Raw genomic sequence first — 24,841 nt, forward strand, 5'->3', positions numbered from 1 at the left:
ATGTGCAGTTGCGGCAGCGCCTGTTCCAGCGCTTCGACGCCACAGATGCCGCAACCGCTGGTGCCGGCCATCTGCCGACGGTGATCTTTCAGCGCCCAGAACGCGCGGCTGGAAATCTGCACGTCAGCCTGACAGGCCTGATCGAAATGGCTCAGGCGGATGTCGTAGATCTCGTCGACGCTGTCGATGATCGCGTTGCTCAGGGCGAAGCCCCGAATGAAGTCTTCGAGGTTGCCGGGCGAGACCATCATCACCGCCTGGCTCAGGCCGTTGAAGGTGATTGCCAGGGCGATTTCTGCGGCCAGGGCGGCGTGGGAGAGCGGGGCGTCCGCGAGGTATTCGCGAAACGCCACCTGCGACGGTGGCGGTGCGGGGGCGTTGGGTTCGGTGGTGGGGTCGATGTGGCAGAGCATCTTGAAAAGTCCCGAAGCGCTGAAGTGAGTTCAGGCTACGGGGGAGTCAAAAGTGCGTCCAATCGCTTGTTCTGATGCGGTGATCGGGCAGATCTATCACCACTGTCCTAGCCAACACAACCCACTGTAGGAGCTGCCGAAGGCTGCGATCTTTTGATCTTGATCTTAAAATCAAAGTCAAAAGATCGCAGCCTTCGGCAGCTCCTACAGGGGGTTGTGTCTGGATTAAATTGCCTCGACCCCGAACAACTTGCGCGCTTCGGCGAAGCACTTCTCGGCAATCGCCGAACGCGGTTCGGTCTTGCGCATCACCAGTCCCAGCGGCGCCAGCACACTGGCATCGGGCAATTGCATGAACGACAGGTGTTCGATCGGCTCTTCCAGTCCGCTGTCCAGCGGCATGATCGAGCAGCAGAAGCCCTGGTGAATCGCCTGCAGCAACTGGTACGTCGAATCGCTTTCCATGATCGGTTGCGGATTAAGCCCGCGACTGCGGAAGCTCAGGTCGATGGATTTGCGGTAATGCATGCCGGTGGTGATCATCCCCAGCGGCAATTCGGCGGCGTCTTCCCAGCTCATTTGCGAGCCTTCGAAATGGAAGTGGCGGTTGTCGTAGAGCAGTCCGACGCGGGTTTCGCCGATCTCGAAAAAATCGAAATAGTTCGGGTTGACGTGGTCGAGGTAGCACACCCCCAGATCCAGTTGATTGTTGCCAAGGCCGGCGATGATCTCGTCGGAACTCCCCGACGACAGACTGAATTTCAGCTCGGGGTACGTCCCCGACAAGCTCTGAATGTAATTGACCGGGTTGAAGTTGCTCAGGGGCACCAGACCCAGGCGCAGGCTACCGACCAGTTGCCCGCGGCACGCCGCCGCTTCGGCGAACAGACCGTCATGCGCGGCCAGCAACGTGCGAGCCCAGGCCAGCACCCGCTCGCCGGCCTCGGTGAAACCTTCAAAGCGCTGGCCGCGATTGACCAGCACCAGATCCAGCTCGTCTTCGAGGTTGCGCAGGCGCATCGACAGGGTCGGCTGGGTGATGTGGCAGCGCGCGGCGGCCTGGCCAAAGTGTCGGGTTTCATCCAGGGCGATCAGGAACTTGAGTTGTTTGATGTCCACGATGGCACCTGCTCGTTGAGAGATTGGAAGAGTATTGACGCAGATGCGCGCAGCGCACGAAAAACGCGAAGCGAGACGATCTCACCTGACGGTTCATCCGTCTAATCGGAAGTATTGAAAAGCCTATCGATCGGCTCTATCGCCCATGATTTCAAAGGCGCTGGCCGAGGTCAACGGGACCGATAGAGCGGATCGATAATGTGGTTGGTCAGAGTGATTAGACAGTACTCATAAGTGGCACTTAGGCTGCTCGGCAATGTGATTGACTACTGCCGGAGATTCTCATGAGTGCGAAAGCGGATGCCCTGTTTGTCCCCCTGAACATAGCTGTGCTGACGGTCAGCGATACTCGCGATTACGCCAGCGATACCTCGGGCCAGTTGCTGGTCAGTCGCTTGCTGGAAGCCGGCCATACCCTGAGCGAGCGCAATCTGCTCAAGGATGACCTGTACAAGATCCGCGCCCAGGTCGCGCACTGGATTGCCGACGACAACATCCAGGTGGTACTGATCACTGGCGGCACCGGCTTCACCGGACGCGACAGCACCCCGGAAGCGGTGGCCTGTCTGCTCGACAAACAGATCGACGGTTTCGGTGAGTTGTTCCGGGCGATTTCGATTCTCGACATTGGCACCTCCACCGTGCAAAGCCGGGCGCTGGCCGGGTTGTCCAACGGCACGCTCGTGTGCTGCCTGCCGGGCTCGACCGGCGCCTGCCGCACGGCGTGGGAAGGCATCCTTGCCGAGCAACTGGATAACCGTCATCGCCCGTGCAACTTCGTGCCGCACCTCAAATCCGTAGCCGCTTGCGGGCCGCGCGGATGAGCAAGGCAGCGTTGATGCCGGTCGAGGACGCCCTCGATCAGTTGCTGGGCATGGCCAATGAACAACGTCTGGCCGACAGCGAAATGTTGCCGCTCGACGAGGCACGTGGACGGGTGCTCGCCAGTGATCTGGTCGCCACGCTCGACCTGCCGCCGTGGCCGAACAGCGCCATGGACGGTTATGCCCTGAGCCTGGCCGATCTGCATCGCCAGCCATTGAAGGTGTCGCAAAAGGTCTACGCCGGCCAGGCGCCGGACGCGCTATTGCCCGGCACCTGCGCACGGATCTTTACCGGCGCACCGTTGCCACCCGGCGCCACTTGCGTCGAGATGCAGGAAAACGTCGAAGTGCTGGAGGACGGCCGCGTGCACTTCTTGCAGCCGCTGAAGGCGGGGCAGAACATTCGCGCGCAAGGTCAGGAGAATCGTGTTGGCGACATCCTGCTGCGTGCCGGCAAACGCCTCGGGCCGTTCGAACTGGCGGTCGCTGCCGGGCAGGGGCTGGCGCAGCTGCATGTGGTGCGGCGCCCGCGGGTAGCGCTGTTGTCGACCGGTGACGAATTGGTCGAACCGGGCCAGCCGCTGCGCCCCGGCAGCATCTACAACAGCAACCGCGTGCTGCTTGGGCACTGGTTGCGCGAGCTGGGTTGCGAAGTGATTGACGCCGGGATCCTCCCGGATCGGCCGGCGCAGACGCGGCTCAAGCTTGAGCAACTGCAAGTGGCAGCAGACCTGATCCTGACCACCGGTGGCGTGTCCGCCGGCGATGCCGATTGCCTCGGGCAAGTGCTGCGCGAGGACGGCAAACCGTTGCTGTGGAAACTGGCGATCAAGCCAGGCAAACCGTTGACCGTGGGCCATTTCGGCAAGGTGCCGGTGATTGGCCTGCCGGGCAACCCGACCTCGGCGCTGGTGACCTTCGGTCTGTTGGCGCGGCCGTATCTGTTGCGCATTCAGGGTGTGGAGGAGGTCATGCCGTTGAGCTTCACGGTGAATGCCGGGTTCGCCTGGAGCAAGGCCGGCAGCCGTCGGGAGTACCTGCGGGTGCGACTGGAAGCGGGCAGTGCGGTGTTGTATCCGAACCAGAGTTCCGGTGTTTTGCTCGGTGCAACCTGGGCCGATGGGCTGGTGGAGGTGCCGGAAAACAGCACCCACCGCATCGGCGATCCGCTGCGCTTCATACCCTTCAGCGAACTGTTTTAAAGCGAAGATCAAAAGATCGCAGCCTTCGGCAGCTCCTACAAGAAACGCATTCCACTGTAGGAGCTGCCGAAGGCTGCGATCTTTTTTGTAATGCTTATAGAAGAACGTATAAACACTACCAATCCCTGTGGGAGCTGGCTTGCCAGCGATTAGGCCGGCAAATCCAGCATTGAAGTTGGCTGACCCCGCGCAATCGCTGGCAAGCCAGCTCCCACAGTTTTTTTGGTGTTTGGAGAAATGTGATCAGCTCAGCACATAGTCCACCGGCAGCAACATCGGTGGCAGGTCGGTCTCACCCAGTTCGCTGAGAATATCGCGCTCGATAGTGCGCACCAGCGAATCGGTCGCCAGATCGTTTTCGTCGCGGCCGAACGGGTCTTCCAGTTCATCGGCAATCGCGTCCAGACCAAAGAACGTGTAGCTGACAATCGCCGTGAACAGCGGGGTCAGCCAGCCCAGCGGTTCGGCCATGGCGAACGGCAGCAGGATGCAGAACAGGTAGATCGTGCGGTGCAACAGCAAGGTGTAAGGGAAGGGCAGCGGGGTGTTCTTGATCCGCTCGCACACCGCTTGCGCCTGGGTCAGGCTGGTCAGGTGATTGGCCAGCAGCATGTAGCGCCACTCGCTCAGTTCGCCGCTTTGATGCAGGTCGGAGCACTGCTGGCCGACCTGCTGCAGAATCCGTCCGCTGTAGTCCGGCACCTTCGCATCGTGTTGCGGGGTGATCCACTTGCTGCTGGCCGCCGCTTCGCTTTCCCGACGCAACCGCGCGTTCAGCGAATGGGCAAACCCGCAGAGGTTGAGCAGCAACGGCTTGCGTTGCACCGATTCACGGATGACATGGGTCTCGCGGATCACCGAACGAATGTGCACGATCACCTCGCCCCATGCCTTGCGCGCCTCATACCAGCGGTCGTAGCAGGCGTTGTTGCGAAAATTCATGAAGATCGACAGTGACAGCCCGAGCAAAGTGAACGGCGTGGCGTTGACCTTGGTGAAGTTGCTCGGGTGAAGGATTTCCATCAGCACGATGGCCGAGGCCAGCAGGGTGACCATCAGCGTGCGCAGGGCGATGCGTTTGGCGATCGAACCCTTGAGGGTGAAGAGGATAGCGAACTGGTTGACCTTGGGTCTGACGATCATGCTGGGCGATCCCGGTTAAGCATGGAAATTGGCGGATCAACCGCCGGTCATGTTCATGAAACGAACCACTTGCACGTCGTCGTTCACTTCAAAGTTGTGTCGATACGGCTTGAGCTTCATGGCTTGGATAATGGCTTTCTCCAGACGTTCCGGTTGTCCGGGATGTGCACGCAGCACAGCTTTCAGATCCACCGAATGCTCGTTACCCAGACACAGTAGCAGGCGCCCTTCGACGGTCAGTCGCACCCGGTTGCAAGTGCCGCAGAAATTGTGGCTGTGCGGCGAGATAAAGCCCAGACGAATGTCCGGCGCTTCGGCCAGCCGCCAGTAGCGCGACGGGCCTTGGGTCGACTCGGCGGAGTCGATCAGGGTGTAGCGTTCGGCGATCTTCTCGCGCACCTGGGCACTGGAGAAAAACGACTCCGCGCGGCTGTGTTCGCTGATGATCCCCAAGGGCATTTCCTCGATGAAGGAGACGTCGAGCTGGCGGTCGATGGCGAAGCTCACCAGATCGTTGATCTCCTGATCGTTGCGTCCCTGCATCACTACCACGTTGAGTTTGGTTCGGGTGAAACCGGCCTTGCGCGCCGCATCGATGCCGTTGATCACCTGCGCCAGATCACCGGTGCGGGTCATTTGCCGGAAGCGCTCCGGGTCGAGGCTGTCGAGGCTGATGTTCAGGCGCTTGACCCCGGCGTCGAACAGCGGCGCCGCGAGTTTGCCCAGTTGCGAGCCATTGGTGGTCATGCAAAGTTCACGCAGGCCGGGCAGGGCGGCGATCTGCTCGCACAGCTTGACCACGCCCGGACGGATCAGCGGCTCGCCACCGGTCAGGCGAATCTTGCGTGTGCCCAGCGCCACGAAGCTTTGCGCCAGTTGATAGATCTCCTCCAGGGTCAGCACTTGTTGGCGCGGCAGGAACTGCATGTCCTCGGCCATGCAATACACGCAGCGAAAGTCGCAGCGGTCGGTGACCGACATGCGCAGATAGTCGACGCGGCGGTTGTAACCATCGATCAGGACACGCTCTGACATGACAGCCTCGCAGGAGTGATAAGTCCGAATTTACAGACCAGGTTGCCGCAGGTTATGGGCAACTTCAGGCCACGTCCAATCACTGTTTATAAACGTTTGATTGAGCGCGTCGATGATCAGTTATTTTCCGTTGAAAGTTGCTGTTTTAGTTTCGCAAGGCCCCGTAAATAAAGGGTTTTTTCCAGTGATAGAGGGTTTCGATAATGTGGTCATAAATAGCGATTAGACAATATTTTGCAGCGGTTCATATCCTTGCTCCGGCAAATGAAACGACCGCTTTTTATTGTTGAAAGACGGTCGGATATTTAACCGAGATCAGGTTCACGCCTGTGTGCATCGTCATGGAGATGTCCCATGTCACAAGTCGACCGTTACAAACCTTACAAGGGTGCCGCTGCCGGTTGGGGCGCTGTGATCAGCCTGACCAAGAGCTGGCTGGGCAGTGAAAACGCCCTGAAAAACATCCGCGCCATGCTCAAGACCAACCAGAATGGCGGCTTCGACTGCCCGGGTTGTGCGTGGGGTGAAGCCCCGGGTGCAAGCATGCTCAAGTTCTGCGAGAACGGCGCCAAAGCGGTGAACTGGGAGGCTACCGGGCGTCTGGTCGACCCGGCGTTCTTCAACAAGTACACGGTGTCGAGCCTGGCCGAGCAGAGCGACTACTGGCTGGAATATCAGGGCCGTCTGACCCATCCGATGCGTTACGACGCGCGTATTGATCGCTACGTGGAAATCAGTTGGGAAGACGCGTTCGCGTTGATCGCCGAACACCTCAAGGGCCTGAAATCGCCGCACGAGGCCGAGTTCTACACCTCGGGCCGGGCCAGCAACGAAGCGGCGTTTCTCTACCAGTTGTTCGTCCGCGCCTTTGGCACCAACAACTTCCCGGACTGTTCGAACATGTGCCACGAAGCCAGTGCGGTGAGCATGAACGAGACGTTGGGCGTGGGCAAAGGCACCGTGGTCTACGAGGATCTGCACCACGCCGACGCGATTTTTGTCATCGGCCAGAACCCTGGCACCAACCACCCACGGATGCTTGAACCGCTGCGCGAAGCGGTGAAACGCGGCGCGCAAGTAGTGTGCATCAACCCGCTGAAAGAGCGTGGTCTGGAGCGTTTCCAGAATCCGCAGAACCCGCTCGAGATGCTCAGCAACGGCTGGGAAGCGACCAACACCGCGTACTTCCGCCCGGCGCTGGGTGGCGACATGGCGATGATTCGCGGCATGGTCAAATTCCTTCTGCAGTGGGAGCGTGAAGCCCAGGCCAGCGGTGGCGAACCGGTGTTCGATCACGCCTTTATTGCCGAGCACACTTCGGGTCTGGACAGCTATCTGGCGGAGGTTGATGCCACGAGCTGGGAGCACATTCTCGAGCAGTCCGGCGTGCCGCTGCACGACATCGAACTGGCGGCGCGCATGTATGGCCGCGCCAAGAGCGTGATCATGTGCTGGGCCATGGGCCTGACCCAACACGTGCATTCGGTGCCGACCCTGCAGGAAGTCATCAACCTGCAACTGCTGCGCGGCAACGTTGGCCGGCCGGGTGCCGGTCTGTCGCCAGTGCGTGGTCACAGTAACGTGCAGGGCGACCGCACCATGGGTATCAACGAACTGGCGCCGAAAGAGCTGATGGACGCCCTGGAAAAACGCTTCAACTTCAAAGTGCCGCGCATGCACGGCCACAACACCGTCATGGCGATTGGCGCGATGGAGCGTGGCGAGGCCAAGGTGTTTATCGGTCTGGGTGGCAACTTCGCCCAAGCCACGCCGGACACCCCGCGCACTCACGAAGCGATGCGCAAACTCGACCTGACCGTGCACATCTCGACCAAGCTCAACCGCAGCCATCTGGTCACCGGGCGCGATGCGTTGATCCTGCCGTGTCTGGGTCGTACCGACATCGACATCCAGGCCGAAGGCCCACAAGGCGTGACCGTGGAAGACACCTTCAGCATGGTGCACTTGTCGTTCGGTCAGTTGAAACCGAAGTCGGCGCACTTGAAAAGCGAGCCGGCGATCATTGCCGGAATCGCCGCCGCCACATTGGGCAAACACCCGATCGATTGGGAATGGGCGGTGGGCGACTACGGGCGTATTCGCAACCTGATCGCCGACGTCATTCCGGGCTTCGAGAACTTCAACGAGAAGCTGTTGATCCCCGGTGGCTTCCACCTCGGCAACGATGCCTCGGACCGGGTCTGGAACACCGAGTCCGGCAAGGCCCAGTTCAGCCCGTGCGTGCTGCCGGAACACCTGATCAGCGAGGGCGTGCGCAACCTGTCGGTCAAGCCGGATCTGATCCTGCAGACCATGCGTTCCCACGATCAGTACAACACCACGCTGTACGGCCTCGATGACCGTTATCGCGGGGTCTACGGCATGCGCGACGTGATCTTCGTCAGCGAGCAGGATATCCAGCGACTCGGTTTTGAGCCGGGGCAGAAGGTCGATCTGGTGGCGCTGTGGGATGACGAACGCGAACGTCGGGTCAGCGGTTTCACCCTGATCGCCTACGACATTCCGCCCGGTCAGGCGGCGGCGTATTACCCGGAAACCAACCCGCTGGTGCCGCTGGAAAGCTATGGCGACCGGACGTACACACCGACCTCGAAGTTTGTCGCGATCCGCCTTGAAGCGGCCAAGGTCAGCAACCTGATTCCGTCGTCGGTGGCCTGACCCGCGACTTATAAAAAATCACAGCAATTTGACTGGCTGCAGGCGTTCGCGCCTGGCGGTGGCCCGGCGACGTGCTGCCGCTTTTCAGCCTGGATGAGGACATCATCATGTTCAACCTGGAGGCACTGGACCTGGCGCGAATTCAATTCGCGTTCACGGTTTCGTTCCACATTATCTTCCCGGCGATCACCATCGGCCTGGCGAGTTTCCTCGCGGTACTCGAAGGTCTGTGGCTGAAAACCCGTGACGACAGCTACCGCGATCTCTACCACTTCTGGTCAAAAATATTCGCCGTCAACTTCGGCATGGGCGTGGTCTCGGGGCTGGTCATGGCGTACCAGTTCGGCACCAACTGGAGCGGCTTTTCCGACTTCGCCGGGAGCATCACCGGGCCGTTGCTGACCTATGAGGTGCTGACCGCATTTTTCCTCGAGGCCGGTTTCCTCGGGGTCATGCTGTTCGGCTGGAACCGCGTCGGGCGTGGCTTGCACTTCTTCGCCACGGTGATGGTCGCCATCGGCACGTTGATCTCGACGTTCTGGATTCTCGCCTCCAACAGCTGGATGCAGACCCCGCAGGGCTTCGAAATCGTTGATGGGCGGGTGATGCCGCTGGACTGGCTGGCGATTGTGTTCAACCCGTCGTTTCCGTTCCGGCTGGCGCACATGGCGATTGCCGCGTTCGTCGCCACGGCCTTCTTCGTTGGCTCGTCGGCGGCCTGGCATTTGCTGCGTGGCAACAACACCGCGCCAGTGCGCCGGATGTTTTCCATGGCGTTGTGGATGGCGCTGATCGTGGCGCCGATTCAAGCGGTGGTCGGTGACGCCCATGGCTTAAACACCCTGGAACATCAACCGGCAAAAATCGCCGCCATCGAGGGCCACTGGGAAAACGCCGACAACGGCCCGACGCCATTGGTGCTGTTCGGCATCCCCGACATGCAGGCGGAGAAGACCAAGTACGCGCTGGAGATTCCGTACCTCGGCAGCCTGATCCTGACCCACAGCCTCGACAAGCAGATTCCGGCGCTCAAGAGCTTCCCGAAAGAAGACCGGCCGAACTCGACCATCATCTTCTGGAGCTTTCGCGTGATGGCCGGGCTGGGCATGTTGATGATCCTCGTCGGTGTGCTGGGGCTGGCGCTGCGCCGGGGCGGCAAGCTCTATCGGCATCGCGGCTTCCAGCGGTTGGTACTGCTGATGGGGCCGAGCGGGTTGATCGCGTTGCTGGCGGGCTGGATCACCACCGAAGTCGGGCGTCAGCCGTGGGTGGTTTACGGCCTGATGCGCACCCATGACGCCGTGTCGCGTCACTCGGTGGCGCAGATGAGCACCTCGCTGCTGCTGTTCGTGGTGATCTACTGCTCGGTGTTCACCGTGGGCATCGGCTACATGATGAAGCTGGTACGCAAAGGTCCGCAGCCGCATCACGAACATCCGCCGGAGGGCGATGAATTGCAGACTCCGCGCCGGCCCATTTCGGCGGCTACCGCCCCTCTGAAGGAGCATTGAGTCATGGGTATTCAAGGTATCGATCTCTCGTTGATCTGGGGGGTGATCATTGCCTTCGGGGTGATGATGTACGTGATCATGGACGGCTTCGATCTGGGCCTGGGGATCCTGTTTCCGCTGATCCCCGATGAGCAGGAACGCGACGTGATGATGAACACCGTCGCCCCGGTGTGGGACGGCAACGAAACCTGGCTGGTGCTCGGTGGCGCGGCGCTGTATGGCGCGTTTCCGCTGGCTTACGGGGTGATTCTGGAGGCGCTGTACCTGCCGCTGATCCTGATGCTCTGCGGGCTGATTTTCCGTGGCGTGGCGTTCGAGTTTCGCTTCAAGTCGTCGCCGCACAAGCGTCACTGGTGGGACAAGGCGTTCATCGGCGGTTCGCTGCTGGCGACGTTCTCCCAGGGTGTGGTGATCGGCGCGTACGTGTCGGGCATTCCCGTGGTGGATCGGCAGTTCGCCGGTGGGGGCCTGGACTGGCTGGCGCCGTTTCCGCTGGTGTGCGGCGTCGGTCTGGTGGTGGCGTATGCGCTGCTGGGCAGCACCTGGTTGCTGGTCAAGACCGAAGGCATGCTCGAGTCGCGGATGCGTCTGTTCACCCGGCCGTTGGCGTGGTTGCTGACGGCGATGGTGGTGGTGATTGGCGTCTGGACCCTGCAATTACATCCGGAACTGGCCACGCGCTGGTCCAGTCATGGGCACCTGATGGTGTTCGCCGGGCTTGTGGTGCTGGCGCTGCTGGCGTTGTTCGGGCTGCTGCGCACCTTGCGTCAGCGTCATACCCACTGGCCGTTCGTGTTCACTCTGGTGCTGATGCTGCTCGGTTATATCGGCCTGGCGCTGAGCATCTGGCCGAACATCATCCCACCATCGGTGAGCCTGTGGGCGGCGGCATCCCCGCCCTCGAGCCAGTTGTTTGCCCTGATTGGCGCACTGTTCATCCTGCCGGTGATCCTGATGTACACCTTCTGGAGTTACTACGTATTCCGCGGCAAAGTGAGGATTGGCGATGGCTACCATTGATTCGCGTGAGGTCAGATCCAGCCCCTGGTACAAGCGACTGGGCTGGTTGCTGCTGATCTGGTCGGGCAGTGTGGTAGCACTCGCGGTAGTGGCGAGCCTGCTGAAACTGGCAATGTATGCAGCGGGGATGAGGACCCACTGACAATGAAAACCGGAGCCATGGCTCCGGTTTTTTTTGTGCCTACCATCCTCCAGATGACTGATCTCCCTGTGGGAGCTGGGATTGATGGGTAGAGGTGAGAACACAGCTGATTATTGTGGGAGCTGGGGTTGATTGGAAGAGGTGAGAACACTGCCAATTATTGTGGGAGCTGGAGTTGATTGGTAGAGGTGTGAACACAGCTGGTTATTGTGGGAGCTGGGGTTGATTGGTAGATGTGTGAACACTGCCAATTATTGTGGGAGCTGGCTTGCCAGCGATGGCGGTGGGTCAGTCGACATTGATGTTGACTGTGCTGGCCTCATCGCTGGCAAGCCAGCTCCCACAGGGGATGGAGTTGATTGTTAGAGGTGAGAACACAGCTGATTATTGTGGGAGTTGGCCTGCCAGCGATGGCGGTGGGTCAGTCGACATTGATGTTGACTGTGCTGGCCTCATCGCTGGCAAGCCAGCTCCCACAGGGGATGGAGTTGATTGGTAGAGGTGAGAACACAGCTGATTATTGTGGGAGCTGGCTTGCCAGCAATGGCGGTGGGTCAGTCGACATTGATGTTGACTGTGCTGGCCTCATCGCTGGCAAGCCAGCTCCCACAGGGGATGGAGTTGATTGGTAGAGGTGAGAACACAGCTGGTTATTGTGGGAGCTGGGGTTGATGGGTAGAGGTGAGAACACAGCTGATTATTGTGGGAGCTGGCTTGCCAGCGATGGCGGTGGGTCAGTCGACATTGATGTTGACTGTGCTGGCCTCATCGCTGGCAAGCCAGCTCCCACAGGGAAACAGTGGTGTTTTTGGGCGTTACTGCGCCCCAAACATCGCGGTCCAGTAGATCCCTGCACTGCTTTTCGGATCGGTCGCGTAGGCGGCGCCGAGTTCCTTGTATTGCGGGTTCATCAGGTTGGCGCAGTGGCCGGGGCTGGCGAGCCAGCCGTCGACGACCTTGCGTACGGTGTCCTGGCCGGCGGCGATGTTTTCGCCGACCAGTTGGCCGCTGTAGCCGGCGAGTTCGGCGCGGTCGCCCGGGGTGCGGCCGTCGCGATCCTTGTGGTCGAAGTAGTTGTTGTTGGCCATGTCGCGGCTGTGATCCTGGGCGATTGTGCCCAGGCTCGCGTTCCAGGCCAACGGTGCGGCGGCGGCAAAGGCCTGCCCGCCACATTGGCGCGGCTGGGTACGGGCCACGTTGAGTTGCTCGAGCAATTTCTGGCCTTCGCTCTGCGCATCGCCCAGCTTCGCCGACAGCAGCGGTCGCGCCAGCACGATTCGCCAGTCGCGGTCGGCGCGGCTGACGCCGACATCGACAAACTGCGGATCCAGCACCACCTGACAGAAACTTTCCTGAATCGCCTTCATCGCCGATCCCGCATCCCGTGGGCCGTTGAGCGTAATCGCCTGAACGTTGACCATCGGGTAACTGGCGCGGGCCATGGCTTGCTGCAAGTCGACGGCGCCACTGGCGGGCAGAATCAGCCGGGGGTCGGCCGACAGCGGTGCCAACTCGCTGGACGCCTGACTGCCGCAACGCTGCGGCTGGCTGCGGTAGTTGTTGATCGACTCGACCAGTTGCGATTCATCGCTGGCCATCGCCGAGGCGGCAACTACCAGGCCGGCGGACAACGCGGCAAAACGCAAAACGAATGGCATGAAGCGCATGGAAATCTCCCTTTAGCGGAATACGCCCATGATGCGCGAAAGCGCCCCGGTCAATGCAATGACTTTTTCTTCACCCGATGCATTTTTCGCCGCAACGTTCGTTATGGTTTGCCGTCTACACTCAGCGAAGGCCCCGCAAACCGGGGGTCTCCCCAACGAAATACCCCGCCCTGACCGGGCGCTGCCGGAAGAACTGACATGGGATTGAAATGGTTGGCTGGCTGTTTCGCATTAACCCTGATGGCCGCTGCGGTAATGGCTACCGATCAGGCCCCGATCAAGGCAAAAGCCGAAGAAAAGGCCCAGGTGCTGGAGGAAAAAGCCGCCGATAAGGTCAGCACTGCGCCGGCACCCAAATCCGAAGCGATCACCCCCACCGAAGTGCAAGCGGTCGATCCGGCCGGCAGCGCGCCGCTGGACGATCCGATCACGTGCCTTTCGCGCAGTATTTATTGGGAAGCCAAGGGCCGCGATACGCCAGAGATGGAGGCGGTGGCCAATGTGGTGATGAATCGGCTTGGTCACGATGGCTTCCCGGGCACCGTGTGCGAGGTGGTCAAGCAGGGTTCGGAAACCAAAAGCTGCCAGTTTTCCTGGTGGTGCGACGGCAAGGCCGATCAGGTCAAGGAAGACGCCGAGTACGCGCTGGCCAAGGAAATTGCCGGCAAGGCCCTCAATCGCCAACTGCCGGATCGCACCCACGGCGCCTTGTATTTCCATGACCGCAACGTGCATCCGGGGTGGGCCAGGGAATACAGGAAAACCGCCGAGGTCGGCAAATTCCTGTTCTACAAACCTGCCGGTGGCGATGCACGCTAGGCACAGACCTCGCGCACACAGTTGCGCAACCAGCGGTGTGCGGGGTCGGCGTCCATGCGGGGGTGCCAGAGCATCGAGACATTCATCTGCGGCAGGGTAAACGGCAAGGTAAAACTGTAGAGGCCGGTGCGCAGGTTGCGGGTGTGACGCTCGGGCACGCAGGCAATCAGATGGGTCTCGCGCACCAGGGCCAGGGCGGCAGCAAATCCGCCGACGGTGATGACGATGTTTCGCGTCAGCCCCGACAACAGCAAAACCTCGTCCACCACGGCACTATCGCGTCCGCGCCGTGACACCAAAATGTGCTCGCCCGCGGCAAAGCGTTTCGCGCTGATCTTGCCCGAAGTCAGTGCATGATCCGCGTTGACCACCCCGACGAATCGATCGCGAAACAGAATCCGGCTGTGCAGCGAGCCGTCAGTGGTGTCGCCGACCACGCCAGTTTCCAGATCGACGCGACCTTCGCGCAGCAGCGCACTGTCCTTGTCGGTTTTGTGCAAAAAACGCAGGCGTACGCCCGGCGCTTCTTCAGCGATGCGAGCGAGCAGGGCGGCGGCGAATGTCTCGACGAAACCGTCGCTGCTGCGCAGGGTGAACGTGCGATGCAGTTGGCGTACATCGAGCATCTGGACAGGCCGCAAAACCGCTTCCACTTCCTGCACCAACGCGCTGACCCGCTCGCGTAACTCCAGCGCCCGCGGGGTCGGCACCAGCCCGCGACCGGCACGCACCAGCAGCGGATCGCCCGTGGTTTCACGCAAACGGGCGAGGGCGCGGCTCATGGCCGACGCGCTCAGGCCCAGCCTCGCGGCGGCGCCGGCCACACTGCCTTCGCTCAGCAGCACATCCAGTGTGATCAGCAGATTCAGGTCAGGCGTACTCATGACATGGCGTTCCGTGCAGGTATCGAGTGCAAAGCATGCGTCTTCCGCCAGTTCGTGTCGAGGCTCACGCTATGGGCATGTCCCTTGAATACGGAGAGTTTCATGAACCGGGAATCGTTGAGCCCTGCGGCGCGTCGGGCGTTGGCCGGTCTGGCGCTGTCGATGCTGCTGCCGTCGCTGGATACCAGCATTGCCAACGCCGGGTTGCCGACGCTGGCGGCGGCGTTTGCAGCAACGTTCGCGCAGGCGCAGTGGATTGTATTGGCGTATCTGCTGACGATTACCACGTTGATTGTCAGTGTCGGGCGGTTGGGGGATCTGCTGGGTCGCCGACGTTTGCTGCTGACAGGTATCGGCATTTTTAGCGTGGCGTCATTGTTGTGTGGTCTGGCCCCGGATCTGTGGTGGCTGATCGGCGCGCGAGCGGTGCAGGGACTGGGCGCGGCGATCATGCTGGCGCTCACCATGGCGCTGGTGAACGACGTTGTACCGAAAACGCGGGTGGGCAGCGCCATGGGCTTGCTGGGGACGATGTCGGCGGTTGGTACAACGCTGGGGCCGTCGCTGGGTGGGTTGTTGATTGCACATGTCGGCTGGCCGTCGATTTTTTTGCTGAATGTACCCTTGGGTTTGCTCAATGGCTGGCTGGTGTATCGCTATCTACCCGTGGACCGACCGCTCAACCAGCCGGTGGCTTTTGATCCGCTGGGCACGCTGCTGCTGGCCGCGACGCTGGCGGCTTACGCGTTGGCGATGACGCTGAAATCGTTCAGTGGGCCGCTGCTGCTCGTCAGTCTGTTGGGGGCGGTTTGCTTTGTTCAGGCTGAGCGTCGCGCGCGATCGCCGTTGATCCGCATGGCACTGTTCGCCGATTCAGGCGTGGGGCGCGGGGTCGCCCTGACGTTTCTGGTGACCACGGTGATGATGACCACGCTGATCGTCGGGCCTTTTTATCTGGGGCGCGGCTTAGGCTTGAGCAGCACGTCAGTGGGGCTGGCGTTGTCGGTAGGGCCGTTGATGGCGGCGCTTGCCGGGGTGCCGTCGGGAGGGTTGGTGGATCGGTTTGGCGACCGGCGAGTGGTGTTTGGCGCCTTGTTGATGATGACGAGTGCTTGCGCATTGCTGGCGCTGTTGCCGATGGGATTCGGTCTGGCTGGCTATCTGTCGTCGATCATCTTGCTCACCACGGGTTATGCACTGTTTCAGGCTGGCAACAACACCGGGTTGATGACGGGTGTCAGTGCGCAGCAACGCGGTGTGGTCTCGGCGCTGCTGGGGTTGGCGCGTAATCTGGGGCTTGTCACCGGCGTTGCGGCGATGGGTGCTGTGTTTACCCTGGCTACCGGGGAGCCAACCGAAGCGTCTGCAAGGGTTGTCGGCAGTGGTTTGCACGTCACGTTCGGGGTCGCCACGGCATTGTTGTTTGCAGCCCTTGTCCTCAGGCAGGCCAGCGTCAAAAAGCGGGAGCGCGCCTGCCCGCGATAACACGGGCAAAAAAAAACGCCGCTCATCTCACGATGGGCGGCGTTTTTCATTGCGTTGCAGCGTTAGGCTTGAACGACCGGAATCTTGGCGTTCGCAGCAGCTTCACGGAACTCGGCAATCTGGTCGAAGGACAGGTAGCGGTAGACATCGGCCGCCATGCTGTCGATCTTGCCAGCGTATTCCATGTACTCCTCGACGGTCGGCAGGCGACCCAGGATCGAAGCCACGGATGCCAGCTCGGCCGAAGCCAGGTAGACGTTCGCGCCGTCGCCCAGACGGTTCGGGAAGTTACGGGTCGAGGTCGAGACCACGGTGCTGTTCGGCTCAACGCGTGCCTGGTTACCCATGCACAGCGAGCAGCCTGGCATTTCCATGCGTGCGCCAGCCTTGCCGTAGATGCCATAGTAGCCTTCTTCGGTCAGCTGGTGAGCGTCCATCTTGGTCGGCGGCGACAGCCACAGACGGGTTGGCAGCTGACCCTTGACCTGATCCAGCAGTTTACCGGCAGCGCGGAAGTGACCGATGTTGGTCATGCACGAACCAATGAACACTTCGTCGATCTTCTCGCCAGCCACGCTGGACAGCAGACGGGCGTCGTCCGGATCGTTCGGCGCGCACAGTACAGGCTCGCTGATGTCGGCCAGATCGATTTCGATGACTTCGGCGTATTCGGCGTCGGCATCGGCTTCCATCAGCTCAGGGTTGGCGATCCAGGCTTCCATCGCTTGCGCGCGACGCTCCAGGGTACGTGCATCGCCGTAGCCTTCGCCGATCATCCAGCGCAGCAGGGTGATGTTGGACTGCAGGTACTCGGTGATCGATTCTTTCGACAGCTTGATGGTGCAACCGGCAGCCGAACGTTCGGCCGAGGCGTCGGACAGTTCGAACGCCTGCTCCAGGGTCAGACCTTCCAGTCCTTCGATCTCCAGGATGCGACCGGAGAAGGCGTTTTTCTTGCCTTTCTTCTCGACGGTCAGCAGACCGTTCTGGATGGCGAAGTAAGGAATGGCATGAACCAGGTCACGCAGGGTGATGCCAGGTTTCATCTTGCCTTTGAAGCGCACCAGGATCGATTCCGGCATGTCCAGCGGCATGACGCCGGTGGCAGCGGCGAACGCGACCAGACCGGAACCGGCCGGGAACGAGATGCCCATCGGGAAACGGGTGTGCGAGTCACCACCGGTACCGACGGTGTCCGGCAGCAGCATGCGGTTCAGCCACGAGTGGATGATGCCGTCGCCCGGACGCAGGGAAACGCCGCCGCGGGTCATGATGAAGTCAGGCAGGGTGTGGTGGGTGGTCACGTCGATTGGCTTCGGATACGCCGCGGTGTGGCAGAAGGACTGCATCACCAGGTCAGCGGAGAAGCCCAGGCACGCCAGGTCTTTCAGTTCGTCACGGGTCATTGGACCGGTGGTGTCCTGAGAACCGACGGTGGTCATTTTCGGTTCGCAGTAGGTGCCAGGACGAACGCCTTTGCCTTCTGCCAGACCGCACGCCTTGCCGACCATTTTCTGCGCCAGGGTGAAACCCTTGGTGCTTTCGGCCGGAGCTTCAGGCTTCTTGAACAGATCGAATGCCGGCAGACCCATTTCGGCGCGAGCCTTCTCGGTCAGGCCACGGCCGATGATCAGCGGAATACGACCGCCGGCACGGACTTCGTCCAGCAGCACAGGGGTCTTCATTTCGAAGGTGGTGATGACTTCGTCGGTACCGTGCTTGCAGACTTTGCCAGCGTGCGGGTACAGGTCGATCACGTCGCCCATGTTCATGTTCGACACGTCGAACTCGATTGGCAGTGCGCCGGCATCTTCCATGGTGTTGTAGAAGATCGGAGCGATTTTGCTACCGAAGCAGAAACCGCCAGCGCGCTTGTTCGGCACGTAAGGGATGTCGTCGCCGAAGAACCACAGCACCGAGTTGGTTGCCGATTTACGCGAGGAACCGGTACCGACCACGTCACCGACGTAGGCGATCGGGAAGCCTTGACCGCGCATCTCTTCGATCTGCTTCATCGGGCCGGTCTTGCCTTGCTCGTCCGGAACGATGCCGTCACGGGCCATTTTCAGCATGGCCAAGGCGTGCAGCGGGATGTCGGGACGCGACCAGGCGTCTGGTGCAGGGGACAGGTCGTCGGTGTTGGTTTCGCCGGTGACCTTGAACACGCGCAGGCTGATCTTGTCGGCCAGCACCGGGCGCTTCTTGAACCACTCGCCGTCAGCCCAGGATTGCAGCACGGCTTTGGCGTGAACGTTGCCGTTCTTGGCTTTTTCAGCCACGTCGTGGAAGGCATCGAACATCAGCAGGGTGTGCTTGAGTTCTTCGGCAGCCACTGGCGCCAGCTCGGCGTTGTCCAGCAGTTCAACTAGGGTCACGATGTTGTAGCCGCCCTGCATGGTGCCGAGCAGTTCTACAGCGCGTTTTTTGTCCAGCAGAGGGGAGGTGACTTCGCCTTTGGCCAGGGCCGACAGGAAACCGGCTTTGACGTAAGCGGCTTCGTCCACTCCTGGTGGTACGCGATTGGTGATCAGGTCAACGAGGAAAGCTTCTTCGCCAGCCGGAGGATTCTTCAGCAGCTCGACCAGGCCTGCAGTTTGTTCGGCGTTAAGCGGCTGGGGAACGATACCCAGTGCTGCGCGCTCTTCGATATGTTTGCGGTAGGCTTCAAGCACAGTTATTACCCTCATCAGTGGTCCCAAATGGCTGTCCGGGACGCTCGTCGCGAAATGCTCGTACTCATGCGCTGCATGGCGTTGTGGGCCATTTAGCCAGAATTACCGGGCATTCCTTACAGAAGCTGCTTTCAAAGTTTTACGCCTGCAGAACGGGGAGCTGATGAGGGTTGGCGTTGAGCTTTTCCCCGCTGGAAAAACCCTTCGCCAACACCGCTCTGAAGGAACGACTGTGCTCGTGACGCTTTGAAAACAGCTTCTAACGGACATTGGCGCCTTAAAAGGCTGGCTGATTCTACGGCAAAAAAAATTTAAAGGTAAGTCAGGCTCTATTGGACTTTGGTGGCGTTGTGCGCCGGTGGGGCAAACCATGATCCAGCGCTTGCCCCTGACGTTTGAGGGGTGATCAATGCCCGACAAAGGGCTACCATGCCGGCCTGTTCCGCGTTTCAGTGTTTTGCCAATTTATGCCCAATCAGACCATCAAGACCCCCTGCGTCGGCCTCTGCTCCACTGTTTACGGAGATCTGGTGTGCCGCGGCTGCAAGCGCTTCCACCACGAAGTGATCAATTGGAATGGTTACGGCGAGGAAGAAAAGCGCGCGGTGTGGTTGCGTCTTGAGCAATTGCTGTCACAAGTGATGGCGAGCAAGGTCGAGATCTTCGATCCGGCGCGCCTGCGCCAGCAGCTGGAGCAGCGCAAGATCCGCTTCGTGCCGCATCAGTCGGAATATTGCTGGGCGTATCAGCTGATTGCGCGTGGGGCGCGGGTGATCATTAATCTGGAGGCCTACGGGATGGTGCTGCTGCCGGAGTTTCGCGACTGGAACCTGCCGGAATTGCGCGATGCCATTGATCGGGAATTCTTCCTGCTGTCGGAAGCGCATTATCAGCGCTATATCGCCCCGGGTTTCCTGAAAGACGCCTTCGGCGCCTAGAAGCTTCGCGAGCAGGCTCGCTCCCACAATGATCGGAGTGGAATGCAGATCCTGCAGGCGCCAACAGATCTTGTGGGAGCTGGCTTGCCAGCGATGAGGGCAGTGCATCCACCTGTCAATGTTGACTGAGCCACCGCTATCGCTGGCAAGCCAGCTCCCACAGGGATATGCATTCCAACTGTGGGAGCGAGCCTGCTCGCGAAGGCGCCGGTTCAGGCACCGTAATCCTCAGTGCTTCACTGCCAACTCCACCAGATGATCCTCAACCTCCTGCGGCTTGAGCACCAGCACGTCGCTTTCCAGCGCATCCAGCACCACCTCGGCCGTATTGCCGATCAACGCGCCTGACAACCCGGTGCGCGCCACGGTGCCGATCACGGTCACCGCCGCCTGCAGCTTGTGCGCCATGAACGGAATCAGCACATCCGCCGGGCCTTCTTCTATATGCAGATGTTCATCATCGACATCGAACTCCGCCTGAAACGCCCGGCATTGCTCGCGATAACGCGCTTCGATGGTTTCGCTGAGCTGTAACGCCGGGTCGGCTGCCGAGAGCATCGGCGAGGGGTGGGCGCTGATCACATGCAGATGCCCTTTGGCCAGGCTGGCGATGTCGTAGCCGTGATCGATGATTGTTGTATGCAAATGCCGGTGTTCGCCATCGGCATTACCGACATCGACTGCCGCGAGAATCACCCGGTCTTTCCATGGTGTGCTGGTTTTCACCAGCAGCACCGGGGTCGGGCAGTGGCGCAGCAGTTTCCAGTCGGCCGGGGTCAGCAGGGCTTTTTTCAGGGAGCTGTCAGGGAAGTGCTGTTTGACCACCAGACCGCAGCCTTCAGCTTGCTGCACATCGATGATGGTCTCGTGCAGGCTCTCGTTCCACGCCTGCTCGGTGGTTACGCTGTAGCCATCCGCCAACAACGCGGCTTTGAGTACGCCGAGCATGCCGGCGTGGTCGTGCTTGCGGTCGCACACCAGCAGGTGCAGATGCGCCTGGGTCACGCCGGCGATCAGCTTGGCGCGCTTGAGCGCCAGGCTTTCCGAATGTTCGGGTTCGATGACCACCAGAATGCTGCGAATGGCTTGCATGAGCGGAGTCTCCAGCAAAGAAAAGGCACGGCGTTGCACAACTATAGTTGCTGCTCAGGCGCCTGCGACTTGATGCATATCAACGCCTGCGACTGGTGGTCTGCGGGCAGGCCGGTATAATCGGCGGCCTTTGCTCGTACACCTTTTACCGTGAGCCCCATGATCCTTCCCGAAATCCACGAATTCCTTGGCTGCCGCACGCCCGACGCCTGGGTCCAGGCCGCTCTGGCCGATCAGGAAACCCTGCTGATCGACCACAAGAACTGCGAGTTCAAGGCTGCCAGCACCGCGCTGAGCCTGATTGCCAAGTACCATTCCCACGTCGACCTGATCAACATGATGTCGCGTCTGGCCCGGGAAGAACTGGTGCATCACGAACAGGTCATGCGCCTCATGAAGCGCCGCAAGATCGAGCTGCGCCAGCTGCACGCCGGGCGCTACGCCTCGGCCCTGCGCAAAGTGGTGCGCAGCCACGAGCCGGTGAAACTGGTGGATACGCTGGTGGTCGGCGCGTTTATCGAAGCGCGCAGTTGCGAGCGTTTCGAGGCGCTGGTGCCGCATCTGGACGAAGAACTTGGCAAGTTCTATTTCGGTCTGCTGAAAAGCGAGGCGCGACATTTCCAAGGCTATCTGAAACTGGCTTACCAGTACGGTGACGCGAAGGACATCGCTCAGGTGATCGACAGGGTTCGCGCGGCCGAGCAGGAACTGATCGAGTCGCCGGATGAAGAGTTCCGTTTTCACAGTGGTGTGCCGGCTGCCGCATAACCCTGACCGAAAAACAACGTCAAAAGATCGCAGCCTTCGGCAGCTCCTACATTTGGAATGCGTTTCCCTGTAGGAGCTGCCGAAGGCTGCGATCTTTTGCGTGTGATTGTTAAAAACTCTTAAGAGTATGAAACATCACCGATAACGGGCCTCTGCCCACGAATCCCGCCATAATGTCGCCCACTTCACACATGGGTTGGCAGACAGTCGTTATGGATAACCTGGGTTTTGGCAAAGTCCTGCTGGTCGAAGACGATGAGCGTCTGGCCACGCTGATTGCGCACTTTCTCGAACAGCATGGCTACGAAGTGCGCGCGGTGCATCGCGGAGATCTGGCGATGGCCGCGTTTCTCGAGTTTCAGCCCAAAGTGGTGGTGCTCGACCTGATGCTGCCGGGGCAGAGCGGCCTGCACGTGTGCCGGGAGATTCGCAGCGTGGCGGACACGCCGATTGTCATCCTTACCGCCAAGGAGGATGACCTGGACCACATTCTGGGCCTGGAATCCGGCGCCGATGACTACGTGATCAAACCGATCAAGCCGCCGGTGCTGCTGGCGCGGTTGCGCGCGTTACAGCGGCGTCAGGTGCCGGACAGCGGCGTGGTCAGTGCGCTGGAGTTCGGCCGGTTGAGCATCGATCGCAGCTGCCGCGAGGTGCGTCTGGCCGGTGAAATCATCGAAATGACCACCATGGAATTCGAATTGCTGTGGTTGCTGGCCAGCGCTGCCGGCAAGACCTTGTCCCGCGATGACATCCTCAACCGCATGCGCGGCATCGCGTTCGACGGGCTCAATCGCAGCGTCGACGTGTACATCAGCAAGTTGCGCAACAAACTCAAGGACAACCCCCGCGAGCCGGTGTGCATCAAGACCGTGTGGGGCAAGGGCTACCTGTTCAATCCGTTCGCGTGGGAGCTGTAGATGCTGCGGTTATTCTTCGGGCTGTTTCTGGTGATGACGGTGGGGTTGGTGCTGGCCCTGCAAACCGTCGAGCACACCTTCAACGCGTTGCTCGACAATCAGATGCAGGCCTACAACCGTGAGGCGGTACGCGGGCAGGCGTGGTCACTGGTCGAACACATGCGCGATCAGCAGGGCGCGGCGCGCGAGCAGCAACTGGAAGCGTTGCGCCCGCACTACGGCTTGTCGCTGAAGCTGATCGAGGCCGATCAACTGGATCTCAGCCCCGAGGAAAAGGAAGAACTGGCGCAGAACCTGTTGGTGATTCGCGACAACTACACCCAGTTCATCAGCAACATCGACGGTGGCTCACAGTTGCTCAGCATCAAGCTGCCACCGGAGCCGAGCCTGATGCCGTTCTACATCGCGGTGGCTTACGCGATGCTCGCGGTGCTGATCGGCATCGTGCTGTTTTTCTGGGTGCGCCCGCACTGGCGCGATCTGGAAAAGCTGCGCCTGGCCGCTGAACGCTTTGGCGACAATGACCTGTCGGTGCGCATTCAACTGTCCAAGCGCTCGAACATCCGCGACCTGGCCGAACACTTCAACCTGATGGCAGCGCGCATCGAGAGCCTGATCGCCAATCAGCGCGAACTGACCAACGCGGTGTCCCACGAACTGCGTACGCCGATTGCCCGATTGTCGTTCGAACTCGACCAGCTCAAGCAACTGCCGGACGCCAGCCAGAACAGCGAACTGATCGCCGACATGTACGCCGACCTTGGCGAGCTGGAGGAAATGGTCTCCGAACTGCTGACCTATGCCAGCCTCGAACGCGGTGCGACGGTGATCAAACGGGAAAACATTCAAGCCGCCAACTGGCTCGACAGCGTGGTCGGCAGCGTGGCGCTGGAGGCGGAAGCGGCGGGGGTGCAGCTGTTGATCGGTGACTGCCGGCTCGACACCGTACGCATCGAGCCGCGTTTCATGGCGCGGGCGGTGATCAATCTGCTGCGCAATGCCATTCGGTATGCCGAACAGCGGGTCGAAGTGACGCTGGAGCGCAGCGGTGATTATTACGAAGTGCGGGTCAACGACGACGGCCCGGGTGTGCCGGTCGAGGGCCGGGAGAAAATCTTCGAACCGTTCTCGCGGCTGGACGCCAGTCGCGACCGTCGCACCGGTGGTTTTGGCCTGGGATTGGCGCTGGTGCGACGGGTGTCGCAGTCCCATGGCGGGCAGGTCGAGGTCGGGGAATCGGTGTGGGGTGGGGCGTCGTTTCGGATGACCTGGGCGCATCTGGACTGATTTGTGTTGGCAGTTCCGGCCCTATCGCTGGCAAGCCAGCTCCCACAGGTTTTGTGTACGCCGAGGAACCTGTGGGAGCTGGCTTGCCAACGATAGGGCCATCAAAACCAGCGCAAAACCATGCTCATTTGACCAGCCCCAGTCGCTCATGCCACTGCGCAATCGACTCCTCGGGATACACCTCAAACTGTTTGTCCTTGGGTTTGGCATTCACCTCGACCCACGGCGCCTTCGAACCCAGCATCAAATGCGTATGCTCCGGCGGCACCGGCAGCGGTGTATCGATGGCCGAGGCGAACGGGTGGATCAGCTCCGGCCACTCCGGGCTGAACAGCCATAAACCGCTGCCACACTGTGAGCAGAAGTGCCGTTCGGCGGTGCTGCGGTGCGCACGTTTTTCACCTTCCTCCTTCATCTTCGCGTGATAGATCGAGATATGTTTTCGCCCTTGAACCTTGAGGCTGGCCGCGTCGCCACCCAGGTTGATCGCATAGCCGCCACCGCCCTGGGTCTTGCGGCAGATCGAGCAGTAGCAGCGTTGATAAGGGTAGGGATGGGCGCTGGTCAGGCTGAAGGTGACTGCGCCGCAGTGGCAAGAGCCTTCGAGGTGCATGAGGTGCCTCCGGTGGGCTGAACGGGTCAGGTTCAGCCTAGAAGACTTGTGGCGAATGCGCTCAAAGGGTGTGCATCAGCCAGTCGCGGAAGGCTTTGAGCGACGGCAGTGTTTCATTGCGCGGCGGGTACACCAGGTAATAGCTGCGGCGACTGGTAATGGGCGTACCCAATTGCAGCAGCTCGCCGTTGAGCAGTTCGTCCTCCACCAGAATCCGTGGCACCAGGCCGACACCGATGTTGGCGCGCACCGCTTGAATCAGGTGCGAGGTCATTTCAAAGCTTGGCCCGATGCGCATGCTGCGGTGCGCCAGACCGTGATGGCTGAACCACTCGGCCCAGGCCTGAGCGTTGCTGCTGACATTGAGCAGTAACTGCCCGGCGATGTGCTGCTCGGCTTCATTGCGCTCGGCCAGCGATAGCTGCGCACTGGCAATCACCACCAGTTCTTCCGTGTGCAGGGGCAGGGCGCTCAGGCCGGGCCAGTCACCGCCGCCGACGCAGATTGCGGCGTCGATTTCACTGGTGTCGAAGTCGATCGCTTCGATTCGCGAATGCAGGTGCACGGTCATGCCGGGGTGCGCGGTGTAGAAATCCTTGAGACGTGGC

General features: G+C 60.6%; 22 protein-coding genes. 12 read left to right on the top strand and 10 right to left on the bottom strand.

Annotation, left to right across the window (positions count from 1 at the left end):
• A partial coding sequence (locus DBR18_RS12955) for a formate dehydrogenase accessory sulfurtransferase FdhD (RefSeq protein ID WP_177482378.1) occupies nucleotides 1–413 on the bottom strand: 413 nt, incomplete at its 3' end.
• A gap of 225 nt (nucleotides 414–638) precedes the next feature.
• Nucleotides 639–1,532: a LysR family transcriptional regulator gene (locus DBR18_RS12960; protein WP_108590602.1), complete on the bottom strand. Its 894-nt coding sequence runs from the start codon at nucleotides 1,530–1,532 to the stop codon at nucleotides 639–641.
• 284 nt (nucleotides 1,533–1,816) lie between these two features.
• Here DBR18_RS12960 and moaB point away from each other — a divergent pair, with 284 nt between their 5' ends.
• Nucleotides 1,817–2,356 (top strand): molybdenum cofactor biosynthesis protein B, encoded by a 540-nt coding sequence (gene moaB, locus DBR18_RS12965; RefSeq protein WP_108590603.1) that lies wholly within the window; start codon nucleotides 1,817–1,819, stop codon nucleotides 2,354–2,356.
• Nucleotides 2,353–3,558, top strand: a complete 1,206-nt coding sequence (gene glp / locus DBR18_RS12970; protein WP_108590604.1) for a gephyrin-like molybdotransferase Glp — start codon at nucleotides 2,353–2,355, stop codon at nucleotides 3,556–3,558. Before moaB ends, glp begins: the two co-directional genes overlap by 4 nt.
• A 243-nt stretch (nucleotides 3,559–3,801) precedes the next feature.
• Here the strand turns inward: glp and DBR18_RS12975 are convergent, their stop codons facing one another.
• The gene (locus tag DBR18_RS12975; RefSeq protein ID WP_108590605.1) at nucleotides 3,802–4,701 is read right to left on the bottom strand and encodes a bestrophin family protein; all 900 of its coding nucleotides are present in this window, start codon (nucleotides 4,699–4,701) and stop codon (nucleotides 3,802–3,804) included.
• Nucleotides 4,702–4,737: 36 nt separating this feature from the next.
• On the bottom strand, nucleotides 4,738–5,736 hold the full coding sequence (gene moaA, locus DBR18_RS12980) for a GTP 3',8-cyclase MoaA (protein ID WP_007964884.1): 999 nt from the start codon (nucleotides 5,734–5,736) through the stop codon (nucleotides 4,738–4,740).
• A 354-nt stretch (nucleotides 5,737–6,090) separates the two neighbouring features.
• Here moaA and DBR18_RS12985 point away from each other — a divergent pair, with 354 nt between their 5' ends.
• The 4 genes from DBR18_RS12985 to DBR18_RS13000 all read left to right on the top strand — a co-directional run bounded on the left by DBR18_RS12985 (nucleotide 6,091) and on the right by DBR18_RS13000 (nucleotide 11,088).
• Nucleotides 6,091–8,415 (top strand): FdhF/YdeP family oxidoreductase, encoded by a 2,325-nt coding sequence (locus DBR18_RS12985; RefSeq protein ID WP_108590606.1) that lies wholly within the window; start codon nucleotides 6,091–6,093, stop codon nucleotides 8,413–8,415.
• 107 nt (nucleotides 8,416–8,522) lie between these two features.
• Nucleotides 8,523–9,926, top strand: a complete 1,404-nt coding sequence (locus DBR18_RS12990; protein WP_108590621.1) for a cytochrome ubiquinol oxidase subunit I — start codon at nucleotides 8,523–8,525, stop codon at nucleotides 9,924–9,926.
• A 3-nt stretch (nucleotides 9,927–9,929) separates the two neighbouring features.
• Complete coding sequence (gene cydB, locus DBR18_RS12995; RefSeq protein WP_108590607.1) at nucleotides 9,930–10,946, top strand: cytochrome d ubiquinol oxidase subunit II; 1,017 nt, start codon at nucleotides 9,930–9,932, stop codon at nucleotides 10,944–10,946.
• Nucleotides 10,933–11,088: a DUF2474 domain-containing protein gene (locus tag DBR18_RS13000; protein WP_108590608.1), complete on the top strand. Its 156-nt coding sequence runs from the start codon at nucleotides 10,933–10,935 to the stop codon at nucleotides 11,086–11,088. The genes cydB and DBR18_RS13000 overlap by 14 nt, the downstream gene beginning before the upstream one ends.
• A gap of 815 nt (nucleotides 11,089–11,903) precedes the next feature.
• Here the strand turns inward: DBR18_RS13000 and DBR18_RS13010 are convergent.
• Nucleotides 11,904–12,755, bottom strand: a complete 852-nt coding sequence (locus DBR18_RS13010; protein ID WP_108590610.1) for a CAP domain-containing protein — start codon at nucleotides 12,753–12,755, stop codon at nucleotides 11,904–11,906.
• A 198-nt stretch (nucleotides 12,756–12,953) separates the two neighbouring features.
• Here DBR18_RS13010 and DBR18_RS13015 point away from each other — a divergent pair, with 198 nt between their 5' ends.
• Nucleotides 12,954–13,574, top strand: a complete 621-nt coding sequence (locus tag DBR18_RS13015; protein WP_108590611.1) for a cell wall hydrolase — start codon at nucleotides 12,954–12,956, stop codon at nucleotides 13,572–13,574.
• On the opposite strand, the gene DBR18_RS13020 is transcribed toward DBR18_RS13015, so the two are convergent.
• Nucleotides 13,571–14,458, bottom strand: a complete 888-nt coding sequence (locus DBR18_RS13020; RefSeq protein WP_108590612.1) for a LysR family transcriptional regulator — start codon at nucleotides 14,456–14,458, stop codon at nucleotides 13,571–13,573. The two genes, DBR18_RS13015 and DBR18_RS13020, sit on opposite strands and share 4 nt — an antisense overlap.
• Before the next feature lie 102 nt (nucleotides 14,459–14,560).
• On the opposite strand from DBR18_RS13020, the gene DBR18_RS13025 reads away from it, so the two are divergent.
• A complete protein-coding gene (locus DBR18_RS13025; RefSeq protein WP_108590613.1) occupies nucleotides 14,561–15,943 on the top strand; it encodes an MFS transporter in 1,383 nt (460 codons plus the stop codon).
• A gap of 62 nt (nucleotides 15,944–16,005) precedes the next feature.
• Here DBR18_RS13025 and acnB read toward each other — a convergent pair whose 3' ends face one another.
• A complete protein-coding gene (gene acnB / locus DBR18_RS13030) occupies nucleotides 16,006–18,615 on the bottom strand; it encodes a bifunctional aconitate hydratase 2/2-methylisocitrate dehydratase (protein ID WP_108590614.1) in 2,610 nt (869 codons plus the stop codon).
• A gap of 467 nt (nucleotides 18,616–19,082) precedes the next feature.
• On the opposite strand from acnB, the gene DBR18_RS13035 reads away from it, so the two are divergent.
• Nucleotides 19,083–19,553, top strand: a complete 471-nt coding sequence (locus tag DBR18_RS13035; RefSeq protein WP_108590615.1) for a DUF1289 domain-containing protein — start codon at nucleotides 19,083–19,085, stop codon at nucleotides 19,551–19,553.
• Nucleotides 19,554–19,781: 228 nt separating this feature from the next.
• Here DBR18_RS13035 and DBR18_RS13040 read toward each other — a convergent pair whose 3' ends face one another.
• Nucleotides 19,782–20,645, bottom strand: coding sequence for a universal stress protein (locus DBR18_RS13040; protein WP_108590616.1), 864 nt, complete (start codon nucleotides 20,643–20,645; stop codon nucleotides 19,782–19,784).
• 159 nt (nucleotides 20,646–20,804) lie between these two features.
• Between DBR18_RS13040 and DBR18_RS13045 the strand changes: the two genes are divergently transcribed.
• From DBR18_RS13045 to DBR18_RS13055, 3 genes are all read left to right on the top strand, one after another.
• Nucleotides 20,805–21,413, top strand: a complete 609-nt coding sequence (locus DBR18_RS13045) for a tRNA-(ms[2]io[6]A)-hydroxylase (RefSeq protein ID WP_108590617.1) — start codon at nucleotides 20,805–20,807, stop codon at nucleotides 21,411–21,413.
• A 212-nt stretch (nucleotides 21,414–21,625) separates the two neighbouring features.
• Nucleotides 21,626–22,333 carry a response regulator gene (locus tag DBR18_RS13050; RefSeq protein WP_108590618.1) on the top strand — a complete coding sequence of 236 codons (708 nt, stop codon included), beginning with the start codon at nucleotides 21,626–21,628 and terminating at the stop codon, nucleotides 22,331–22,333.
• Nucleotides 22,334–23,620: an ATP-binding protein gene (locus DBR18_RS13055; RefSeq protein ID WP_108590619.1), complete on the top strand. Its 1,287-nt coding sequence runs from the start codon at nucleotides 22,334–22,336 to the stop codon at nucleotides 23,618–23,620.
• A 124-nt stretch (nucleotides 23,621–23,744) separates the two neighbouring features.
• Here DBR18_RS13055 and DBR18_RS13060 read toward each other — a convergent pair whose 3' ends face one another.
• Nucleotides 23,745–24,233: a GFA family protein gene (locus tag DBR18_RS13060; RefSeq protein WP_108590620.1), complete on the bottom strand. Its 489-nt coding sequence runs from the start codon at nucleotides 24,231–24,233 to the stop codon at nucleotides 23,745–23,747.
• A 61-nt stretch (nucleotides 24,234–24,294) separates the two neighbouring features.
• A partial coding sequence (locus DBR18_RS13065) for a LysR substrate-binding domain-containing protein (RefSeq protein ID WP_256588694.1) occupies nucleotides 24,295–24,841 on the bottom strand: 547 nt, incomplete at its 5' end.

It is taken from the genome of Pseudomonas sp. HMWF021, assembly GCF_003061005.1.
In the GTDB taxonomy this organism is placed as follows: Bacteria; Pseudomonadota; Gammaproteobacteria; order Pseudomonadales; family Pseudomonadaceae; genus Aquipseudomonas.